The organism is Neobacillus drentensis (genome assembly GCF_036962125.1).
In the GTDB taxonomy this organism is placed as follows: Bacteria; Bacillota; Bacilli; order Bacillales; family Cytobacillaceae; genus Neobacillus; species Neobacillus drentensis_B.
In genome coordinates this window covers 39,728-50,361 of the sequence record NZ_JBALOA010000021.1, presented here as the reverse complement: position 1 = coordinate 50,361, position 10,634 = coordinate 39,728, and the positions used below count along the sequence as shown (strand labels likewise).

Here is a 10,634-nt window from a genome sequence, read left to right as displayed (position 1 = left end):
TAGACAGTAAACTAAGTTCTAAAAACCTATACTTCTCTTTTAAGAAATCTGCGAAAGGATTTATTTCCTTTCGCTTTTTTTTATCTTTATTTTTCATAATTTGCTCCATTTATCTAAAACTAATAGCGAGTACACACTTGGAGGTTTTAGGAAATGAGCAATAATCAAAATCAACCAAAAAAGACCTTTCCAGCCCAGCACCAAAATCATCAGCCTGGAATAGAAAGTGAAATGAATCCTCGCCCCGTATCAGTTGATCCCAATTATAAATCAGGAGGGAAATTAGCTGGTAAAACAGCAATTATTACTGGAGGCGATAGCGGGATAGGAAAATCTGTGGCCATTTATTTTGCTAAAGAAGGCGCAGACGTAGCAATTGTCTATTTAGAAGAACAGCAAGATGCCGAAGAAACAAAGCAGTTAATTGAAGCCGAAGGACGAACTTGTCTTCTTTATGCAGGCGACATCGGAACTGAAGATTTTTGTAAGGAGGTTGTCAATAAAGTTCAGTCTGAATTTGGAAAAGTGGATATTCTGGTAAATAACGCCGCAGAACAGCACCCCCAGAACAGCTTATTAAACATTACTTCTGCCCAACTTGAGAAAACGTTCCGGACCAATATTTTCTCGTTCTTTTATATGACAAAAATGGTCCTTCCTTTTTTAAAAAAGGGGGCGTCAATTATTAATACTGCATCAATTACGGCTTATCAGGGTCATGAACAATTATTGGACTACTCGGCAACGAAAGGCGCAATTGTTTCATTTACCCGTTCATTAGCAAAATCATTGGCTCCACAAGGAATTAGAGTGAATGCTGTGGCTCCAGGTCCGATTTGGACACCGCTGATCCCGTCCACATTTTCTGAAGACCAGGTCGCAACATTTGGATCAACTACACCAATGGGGCGGGCGGGACAGCCCTGCGAACTAGCACCCAGCTATGTATTCTTAGCCTCAGATGACTCTTCCTATGTAAGTGGCCAAATGATTCACGTAAACGGCGGGACCATCGTAAATGGTTAAAAAAGAACGCATCGGGACGTTTCCCGATGCGTGTCAGCCTATGTTTTTACCTTTTCTCCTCTTGATTACTAAGAAAAGAAATAATGAAACTAAAAGATACACAACGATTAATGATGCGATAAGCGGAATATTTATGCCGCTTTTTTCTGTTACTACATAAATTTCTGAAAGATCACGGTCGAGGATAAGAAAATATTGATTATCATGACTTCTGACAATATCTCCGTCTAGTAAGCCACGAAGCTCCTTTCCGCCAGCAATTTGTTTGTTTGATAAGGTTACTTTTTGTGATTTGCTTGAATTATTAATGGCAATAATAGACGTTTCACCTTTATAGACACGTTTATAAACAACCATACCGCCTTTATCATAAAGCATCTCCATCGTTCCTCTTGTTAATGAAGGAAGCTGATTCCTTAATTCACCCACCTTGGTAATATAATCAATTAATTCTTTTTCTGTTCTGAAACTCATTTGTCCGCGGTTATCGGGAATGTTTCCCCCGTTTAACGCTATTTCAGTTCCATAATAAACGACAGGAATTCCTGGGGTTGTATAAAGATAAACCAATGCAGTTTTCCAGCGTGAACCGGGAAATTGTTTCTTTGCCACTATATCCTTTGTAAATCGGGTCGTATATTCATTATCCATAAAATTTGCCCGTAAAAAGGATTGCTGATTCTTGTCTGCTGCTGAATTTAGGATACTAAAAGATTGATTCGTACTTGCAAATGTTTGTCTTAACTTATCACTGTACTGATAATTAACCACACTGTCTATCCCTGCATCTTTATATTCTTGTGAATCAATAGAAGCTTTGTTTGACATGACCCCTAATAGAAAAAGGTCCTTCTTTTTCTTCTTTACTACAGTAGAAAAGTCAGTCCAAAAGCTTTTCGGAACATAGTTTACTTCTGGTAAACTTAGCCCATCAATATTTGTTTTACTTATCCACCATTTGGCGGCATCCAATAAGTATTTTTTTACTTCGGGGTTGTCCTGATTAAGGTCAGGCAGCCCGTCAATCCACCCTTTTTCAAGCTCTCTCTGATTTCCATTTACAGCAGTGATATTCTGTTCGGTGTGAAACCAGTCCTTCTTGCTGGAGTCACTAAGCCAAGGATGGTCTGCTGCTACATTATTTGTAACAAAATCCATCAAAACCTTCATCTTTCGCTTATGTGCTTCTTTTACTAATGTTTGAAAAGATTTCATAGTGCCAAAGTGTTCATCTACTTTGTAAAAATCCTTTACCCAAAAGCCATGGTAGCCATTTTTGGTATTGTCAAAAATAGGAGTTAATCGAATCGTAGTAAACCCCATATCATGTATGTAATCTAACTTATCAATAATTCCCTGAATATCTCCGCCATTATATGCTAATGGATTCCTTGCATTGACATTAAAGTCATTATTTTGGTCTCCATTGTTGAAACGATCAATCATGATGGAATAAACTGTTTCATCCTGCCATACGCGGTCTTCCTTTTCAAGAGCTGCATTGGCCGGAAAAGATGAATTAAGTAATAACAGTACTAAAATGAGTGTGATTCTTTTCATATTTTTCTATCCTCCTCTAAAAAGGGAAGAGGATATCCTCTTCCCTACACCATTTTAATCTAATCGAGTTTTTATTCCAAATTTAAGTTCTTCATTTTATCTAAAATTTGCCGTCTAATTCACTATGTTAATATTGTAATCTTTAAACCATGTGTGCAGCTGTACAAGGTACGCCAATAATTGTGGCCCTGTCATCAGTTGGCCAAACCAAGGTTCTTGAAATGAATTCCCACCAGACTTGACGATATTTTCCAGCTGCTCTTTATTAAAAAATTCATGTAAAATAGAGGATTTATCTTGTAAAATACTCTCGACCAGTTTTTGAACAGCAACTGTGTAAGCGGGATTGTGTGTTTTTGGATAGGGGCTTTTTTTCCGATATAATACTTCCTCCGGTAAAATACCTTCAAAAGCCTTACGAAGGATTCCCTTTTCCCTTCCGCGATACATTTTGATTTCCCACGGGATATTCCACACATATTCGACTAATCGATGGTCGGCAAAAGGAACCCTGACCTCCAAACTAGCCCCCATACTCATTCGGTCTTTGCGATCAAGCAAAGTCGTCATAAAACTAACCATATTTATATAAAACAATTCCCTGCGTTTTGATTCCTCTTCGCTTTCACCATCTAATTTAGGTGTTTCAGCAATCGCTTGAACATATTTTTCCATTACATAATCATTTAATTTTAGTTTTTCTTGCCAATGTGCTTTCAACAAATTATGTCGTTCTGATAAAGAACGCATCCACGGAAATCCTTTCCGTTCTAAGTCTAGTTTCCGATGAAACCAAGGGTATCCGCCGAAGATTTCATCAGCGCATTCCCCTGACAAGCTGACAACAAAATCCTGTTTTATTTCTTTACAAAACCATAGTAAGGAGGAATCCACGTCAGCCATGCCAGGAAGGTCCCTTACATGGGTAGCTTCCACCAAATCATTAACCAATTGTTGTTGAGAAATGATTTTATTATGGTGTTTTGTCTTAAATTTTTCTGCAATCATTTGAATAAATTTTCCATCTGCATCAGGTTGAAATTCATTTGAAGCAAAAAATTGATCATTTCCATCATAATCAATCGAATAGGTATGAAGCTGCCCTTTGTTCTGATCATGGAAACCTTTTGCAGCAATAGCTGTGATAATACTTGAGTCTAAACCTCCAGACAAAAAAGTACTCAGCGGAACATCGGAAACAAGCTGCCTTGTTACAGCATCAGTCACTAAGTAGCGAACCTTTTCTGCCGTTTCCTCCACGTTATCCTTATGTTTTTCACTTTTTACATTCCAATAGCGCCAAATTTTCAGTCCATTTTTTGAAAAGGTTAATGCATGTGCGGGTCTTAATTCAGTTATTCCCTTAAAAACACCGGAACCTGGTGATCGTGAAGGGCCAATTCCAAAGATTTCTGCAAGACCTTCTTGATCAATTTCAGTTTTTACTTCTGGATGAGCTAAAATCGCCTTAAGTTCAGAGGCAAATAAAAGCCCTTTTTTGTGTTCTCTGAAAAATAAAGGTTTTACTCCTAAACGGTCGCGACCGATAAAGAGCTGTTCCCTTTTACTATCCCAGATTGCAAATGCATAAATTCCGTTTAAATAGTTAACACACTCTTCTGCCCATTCTATATAGGCAGTTAATAGAACTTCAGTATCAGAATGACCTTTAAATGAATATCCTTTAGTATGGAGAACTTTGCGGATATCTTCTGTATTATACAATTCCCCATTGTAGCAAATGGTGTAATTATATCCTTCCTTTTGTTTGGACATTGGCTGTCTTCCCCCTTCAGGGTCAACAACAATAAGCCTTTTATGACCAAAAGCAACATTTTTCTCAGACCAGATGTTGGTTTCATCAGGGCCTCTTTTGGCCAGCGTATTTGTCATTTTCGTCAGTGTTTCTACTTCTTTCTGAAGTGATTGGTCAAAATTAATCCAGCCTGTAATGCCACACATTTCCTTCACGCTCCTCATTAACAGAACTACTGTACATGAAATCATGTTTTATAGTATTCAGCCCATGGGAATTGGTTAATTGTCCAAATAAATAGCGGAAGACTGCGTGAGTATGAATGTTTTTTACGTTAAAAAGATATTACTTGATTTTTTTGTTATAAAAATCCATGAAGATGTCTAAAAAGAATATGATATCAACTGGCACGGAGGTTAATAATGAGTCGACAACAACGAATGAAACTATATGATTTTCAAGAAAGGGCCTATACAGAAGGAACGGTTGAACTGATTAATGAACAGTGGATATTCTTTGATGAGGAAACGGAAGAAGCGGAGATGTTGGATGACTATCTTCAGCAAGAAATAGAAGTCTTTCGAATGAATCGTTGGAAGAAAGGAAAATTGTGCGAAACAGGCAAAATCCGAATTGGAAACGAAGCAACAATGTTACGTAATCACGATTTAATTAGGATTAGGAAACATTTAGTATATTCACTGGAAAGGCTATTAGATGGAATCAATGATGATGCCTTTTTTCAATTTGTTACCACTTTAAACTCCTTAAATTTTTCCATTTACGATTGCATTTATTGTTATAACCATTTATCCTTCCTATCAGATGAAAATCGCAAAGATGGGGTAAATTTTTTAGTATTTGATAATCAGGAACAAATTTGTAATGTTCAGCACCATTTTTGTTATTATGAAAAGGTTAATGATCGATTTGAATTTACATTAAATACCGGAAAACGATTAGTAATTGAAAAGTTGATTTCTTAAAAAAAGGCATGGGCATCCACGCCTTTTTTCATCTGTAAAAATATTAATTCCCGATGTATTTGGAATAAAGTAATTTTGCTTTGACCACATCGTTAGTCCCATGGATTAGGACGCGTGCATCTTTAAATACAACCATAGAAGTTTCTTCATCAGGAAAAAAACGGAGTAAATAGTCATTTCCAGATACTCTGCCACTTTTTTTTAGAACCTCAGCTAACTTGCCTACGTCCAATTTCCGCCTATTTCTGGGATTAATTTGAACGGTGTTACGTCCACATAATGTTGTATAAATTACTTGCTGCTCAGAGGCACGGTCTAGAAAATCAAATTGATGATTCACACATGCAGGACAATTAGGGTTTTTCCCGTTGGAAATATCCATTTGCATCACAGAATAATCCCAAATATCAATTTGTTCTAAGTTAGAGGTAGTCTTTTCACCTATTAATATTTTAATGGTTTCTAGAGCTTGAAAAGAACCAATTATATCTGTTATTGGTGATAAGACTCCCACTGTGTCACACGTTTCTCCCCTCCCTGTTGGGACATGCGGAAACAGGCAACGATAGCAGGGGGTTTTCCCTGGAATAATTGATGTAAACATCCCTCTAGAGCTAACGGCTGCCCCATGAATCCATGGGATTTCGTATTTTACTGCCACATCATTGATTAAAAAGCGTGTCATGAAATTATCCGTGCCATCCACGATACAATCCATTTCCATTAATAATTCTTCAGCATTTTCAAGATTTACATCGGCAATGACTGCATCAACAGTAACTGTAGAATTAATTCGATTTAATCTTTTTTGAGCAGCTATTACCTTTGGCAGCTGTAATCTTGCATCTTCTTCATCAAACAATGACTGCCGCTGCAGATTTGAAAGTTCAACCAAATCCCTATCAATTAATCGGATATAGCCAACACCTGACCGGACAAGATGATTCGCTATCACCGTACCTAGTGCTCCTACACCAACTATTGCCACTTTACTTTCTAACAATTTTAATTGACCAGTCTCACCAACTGGGTGAAAAAGAATCTGTCGTGAATAGCGTTCTAAATTACTCAATACTCCTACCTCTTTCCTTGAATCTGTACTTGTGCCTAAAAAAGGAAAAGTTATTTTACTATTATCTTACCAAATTATTAATTATTGTCGTTTATAAATAATTTAATTTTATAAATAGTTAAAAAGATATATAATAATTAGTAAGTTTAAGCATTATTTGGAAGGAATCTCTTATGTAATTATCTAATATTATAAGAGATTAGTACCTATTCTTTATTTGAGAAAGTGAGGGGAAAAGTTTGAATCTAGGTGGATTTAAAAACAAAGAAGTCTTGGTTGACTTAACAAATGGGGTTGTTGATTACCGGGCAATCAACGAAGAAGATGCAATTAAGTACATAGGTGGCCGCGGTCTAGGTGTCAAATATGTGCTAGATAATGGTCCTGAGGTCGAGCCATTATCTGCAGAAAACATTTTATGTATTATGACAGGTCCTGTCACAGGATCACGTTCATCGATGAGCGGACGTCTCTGTGTCGTTACAAAATCTCCGTTAACTGGCACCGTTACCGATTCTCACATTGGCGGGTGGACAGCTGCTCGTCTTAAGTGGGCAGGCATCGATAATATTATCTTTTCTGGAAAAAGTGACAAGCCTGTGTACCTGTATATTGAAGAGGGTAAAGCCGAACTTCGCGATGCTTCCAACTTATGGGGAACGAGCACTAGAGCCTTTATCCAAGCCATGAAAGATGAACATGGAGAATCAGACCTCAGCGTGATGACTATTGGTCAAGCAGGTGAAAATACCGTACGCTTCGCCTCATTTATTAATGAGCATGACCGGGCGGCTGGACGTGGTGGTACTGCTGCAGTTGCCGGCTATAAAAAGTTAAAAGCTATTGTCATTAAAGCTCCGCAAAAAGGCAATATGCCGCAGCCGAAATTAGACAGCGATTACAAAGATGCTAATAAAAAAGCAGTAAAAGCCATTCTTGACGGCGGCTTAACGGCACCTAATAAAGGCGGCTTATCCGTGTATGGAACCAATGTGTTAACTAACTTAATTAACGAAGTAGGAGCACTTCCAACCAAGAACTCACAATTAACGCACTGGGATGAAGCAGAAAAACACAGCGGTGAATACTATAATACTAATTTACGTGTGGCAAACAACACCTGCCATGCTTGCCCAGTTGGCTGTAAAATCGAGGTAGAAGTAAAGGATGGCAAATATAAAACACGTGTCGAAAGCATTGAATTTGAATCGGCGTGGTCACTTGGCTCTAACTGTCTATTAAGTGATGCGGAAGCGATTTCATTTATGATCGACCGCTGTAATGAATATGGACTTGATACGATTGAACTTGGCCATTGCTTCTCTGTGACAATGGAAGCCTATGAAAAAGGAATTATTAACGAGGAACTCATCTGGGGCGATGCGGATTCCATGATTGACTTGACTAAAAAAATTGCCTTCCGCGAAGGCTTCGGCGGTATTCTTGCTGAAGGACCTGCACGTGCAACCGCATCATGGGGAGCACCAGAACTATCCATGTCTGTAAAAGGTCAATCAATCCCTGCTTATGACCCACGTGGAATACAAGGGATCGGTCTTGGTTATGCAACAAGCAACCGTGGTGCCTGCCACCTGCGCGGCTACACTGTTGCAAGTGAGATTGCAGGCATTCCAGAACCAACCGACCGCTTAAAGCCAGAAGGAAAAGGCGAACTATTAAAAATATTCCAAGACATGCTAGCGTTCTCTGATTCTATGAATATTTGTAAGTTTTCCTCCTTCTCAGAAAATGCCGAGCATTACGCTGAACAATACAGCGCCATGACAGGTGTTCAACTGACAGCTGAGGATGTAATGAAAGCGGGAGAGAGAATTTATAATCTTGAACGTTATTATAATAACCTTGCTGGTTTTAATAAACGTGAGGATGACTTCCTTCCAAAACGCTTTACAGAAGAACCTGCCTCAGGAAATAGTGCAGGACATGTAAGCCGGATGGACATCATGCTAGAAGAATATTATCAAGTACGCGGCTGGAAAGATGGCCTCGTAACGGATGAGAAGCTTCGTGAACTTGGAATTATTGACCCAGAGATAAAACAAACCGTCTAAAGAAACGTTAAAAAGCTTCTGCCCGAGCAGAAGCTTTTTTTATAAGTTTATCCGCCTATTCTTGTGGTTTTATAGCGGAAGCTTTTAATTAACTCATCGAGAACATCATGGTCATCCGCACAAAAACGTACCTTGACTGCATTTACCTTAAAGCTGGCAGTAAATGAAAGTTCCTGTTCTGTTACGAGTTGACCACTCCAAGTTTCCGCTTCATAAATATAAGGAAACGTGTAAGTCATTTGCTTCGCGCCTAGTTCTTCAAAATACATGCCAAGATGCTCTATCCTTATCCCACGAAACTCTAACTCTCTTATTACCATATCAGCCACCGGCAACAGGCGGAAATAGAGCAAATTGATCGGACTCAACAACTTTTGTTTCTAAGTCCTCGAGATGAATGATGTTTCTCCCATTTACGTAGACGTGAACAAATGGAAGCAGTTCCTTTTCAGCTGTAAATATTTCTTCCTTTAAATCTGGAAACATTTCAACCATTTTATCCAGCACATCAATCACCCGTTCACCATTAGGCTGAACGTCTACGGTTACCCCTCCACATATTTGCCGGAGATTAGCAAACACTTTAACGAGCATATAGATTCTCTCCCCTCTACCTTAATTCAATATTAAAACCAAATCTAATGCTTGTCACGTTGTTTATTATTTCTCTCCATAAATAAAAGACTGCCGAAGGAATCGGCAGCCTTTACTAATCTCCGCTGAACAGGGTGCTTAGGCTTTTCGTATTATGGGTGCAAAAATGACATTGGTAATCTTCCGCCTAGGTATAAAACAAGAACCCATGCAACGACAAACTGAATCCAAAATACAGACGTTCTTCTTTTATTCGCTACACGGCTAAGGATCATTTCAAATAATCCAATTATCCATAGTCCGACAACCGCTTTTAAAACATACCAAACATCAATTTTGTAAACCATAAATAGGAGTCCTACACCTGTTGCTAGAATTGCTATGTACAATACACGCAAAATCATCTTAACAACTTTTGCACCTTTTTCTTTTCCACCTTTCAGTAAAAAAAGTGCAACAACAAATAAAATTAGTGCTAAAATCCATGCCGTTATATGACCGTGAATCACTATTATTCCTCCTTATATGTATGATATTTCATCTAATTCGAACTAATCATACCATAATCAATGAGCAAACACGAAAAAAAGTTAGTCAAATATAGTAACAAACATGGGAGATAGAACAGCGATAAACCTCTAACTATTCTTAAAGGTTTCGATGATTTGAAGAATGGCCGGTCCAAGTAAAACAATAAATAGACTAGGAAAAATAAAAAGTATTAATGGAAAGAGCATTTTTATTGGTGCTTTCATCGCCGTCTCTTCTGCTCGCTGTTTCCTCTGTTCTCTTACTTCATTAGATTGAACTCTAAGCACGCGAACCATCCCTATTCCGAGTTTCTCCGCTTGGAGGATACTACTAATAAACGCTCTAATCACATCAACATCCAGACGGTCACGAATGCCTGATAATGCTTCTCTTCGCGTTTTACCAATGCGAATTTCTTCTAAACAGCGTTGAAACTCATAGATGAGAACCCCTTCTTTTTTTGAAACCACCTTTGTGATAGCCGCATCAAAACCAAGACCTGCTTCAAGGCTGACGGTTAGGAGATCTAAAATATCTGGAAATTCTCTTAAGGCCATTTTACTCCGCGTCTTTGTTTTCATCTTTAAATAGTGATTAGGTAAAAATAACCCGGATAAGAATCCAAACAAAACAAATATAATGCATATACCAGCACTTACATTCAGAAGAAACGCGTATCCACCAAAAATGGATGGAAGGATAAATAAACAGGCGGTTTGAAGCAGCCTAAAATCTACTGGAGTCATTCCAAATGGGTTTCCAGCTTTTTGGAGCTTCAAATCTAATTTTTCTTCCTTCTCACCTGAGATCCGCTTATTAGAATGTTTTTTAATATCCAGGAATATTGGTTTAATTATTCTATTATAAAATGATTGCTGCTTCTCTTGGGTCTGCGGGTTTTCGTCTTTTGCTTTTTGTTCACTTAATAAAAAATAGTTTAATCGTTCTTGCACAACAGCATTTTTCTTAGTAGTTAATGAAAGTAATCCAAACACAAACAAGGTAACTGTCAAAAATATACTTATGTATAACATGGG

At 38.0% G+C, this 10,634-nt stretch carries 10 protein-coding genes; 3 read left to right on the top strand and 7 right to left on the bottom strand.

What is annotated here, in order from left to right:
* Positions 1 to 153: 153 nt before the first annotated feature.
* The gene (locus V7121_RS18265) at positions 154 to 1,026 is read left to right on the top strand and encodes an SDR family oxidoreductase (RefSeq protein WP_335495712.1); all 873 of its coding nucleotides are present in this window, start codon (positions 154 to 156) and stop codon (positions 1,024 to 1,026) included.
* A 33-nt stretch (positions 1,027 to 1,059) separates the two neighbouring features.
* Here V7121_RS18265 and V7121_RS18260 read toward each other — a convergent pair whose 3' ends face one another.
* Together V7121_RS18260 and asnB are read right to left on the bottom strand one after the other, a co-directional pair.
* Positions 1,060 to 2,586, bottom strand: coding sequence for an alpha-amylase family glycosyl hydrolase (locus V7121_RS18260; RefSeq protein ID WP_335547336.1), 1,527 nt, complete (start codon positions 2,584 to 2,586; stop codon positions 1,060 to 1,062).
* 114 nt (positions 2,587 to 2,700) lie between these two features.
* Positions 2,701 to 4,548 carry an asparagine synthase (glutamine-hydrolyzing) gene (asnB, locus tag V7121_RS18255; RefSeq protein WP_335495709.1) on the bottom strand — a complete coding sequence of 616 codons (1,848 nt, stop codon included), beginning with the start codon at positions 4,546 to 4,548 and terminating at the stop codon, positions 2,701 to 2,703.
* 216 nt (positions 4,549 to 4,764) lie between these two features.
* Here asnB and V7121_RS18250 point away from each other — a divergent pair, with 216 nt between their 5' ends.
* Positions 4,765 to 5,328, top strand: coding sequence for a DUF2777 domain-containing protein (locus tag V7121_RS18250; protein ID WP_335495707.1), 564 nt, complete (start codon positions 4,765 to 4,767; stop codon positions 5,326 to 5,328).
* A gap of 43 nt (positions 5,329 to 5,371) precedes the next feature.
* On the opposite strand, the gene V7121_RS18245 is transcribed toward V7121_RS18250, so the two are convergent.
* Complete coding sequence (locus V7121_RS18245; RefSeq protein WP_335495706.1) at positions 5,372 to 6,400, bottom strand: ThiF family adenylyltransferase; 1,029 nt, start codon at positions 6,398 to 6,400, stop codon at positions 5,372 to 5,374.
* Positions 6,401 to 6,639: 239 nt separating this feature from the next.
* Here V7121_RS18245 and V7121_RS18240 point away from each other — a divergent pair, with 239 nt between their 5' ends.
* Positions 6,640 to 8,472, top strand: a complete 1,833-nt coding sequence (locus tag V7121_RS18240) for an aldehyde ferredoxin oxidoreductase family protein (protein WP_335495704.1) — start codon at positions 6,640 to 6,642, stop codon at positions 8,470 to 8,472.
* A gap of 47 nt (positions 8,473 to 8,519) precedes the next feature.
* Here the strand turns inward: V7121_RS18240 and V7121_RS18235 are convergent, their stop codons facing one another.
* From V7121_RS18235 to V7121_RS18220, 4 genes are all read right to left on the bottom strand, one after another.
* Positions 8,520 to 8,792 (bottom strand): hypothetical protein, encoded by a 273-nt coding sequence (locus V7121_RS18235; RefSeq protein ID WP_335547333.1) that lies wholly within the window; start codon positions 8,790 to 8,792, stop codon positions 8,520 to 8,522.
* Position 8,793: 1 nt separating this feature from the next.
* The gene (locus V7121_RS18230; protein WP_335495701.1) at positions 8,794 to 9,066 is read right to left on the bottom strand and encodes a ubiquitin-like small modifier protein 1; all 273 of its coding nucleotides are present in this window, start codon (positions 9,064 to 9,066) and stop codon (positions 8,794 to 8,796) included.
* A gap of 152 nt (positions 9,067 to 9,218) precedes the next feature.
* On the bottom strand, positions 9,219 to 9,575 hold the full coding sequence (locus V7121_RS18225; protein ID WP_335495700.1) for a YisL family protein: 357 nt from the start codon (positions 9,573 to 9,575) through the stop codon (positions 9,219 to 9,221).
* A gap of 129 nt (positions 9,576 to 9,704) precedes the next feature.
* Positions 9,705 to 10,631 (bottom strand): type II secretion system F family protein, encoded by a 927-nt coding sequence (locus V7121_RS18220; RefSeq protein ID WP_335495699.1) that lies wholly within the window; start codon positions 10,629 to 10,631, stop codon positions 9,705 to 9,707.
* Positions 10,632 to 10,634: the final 3 nt, after the last annotated feature.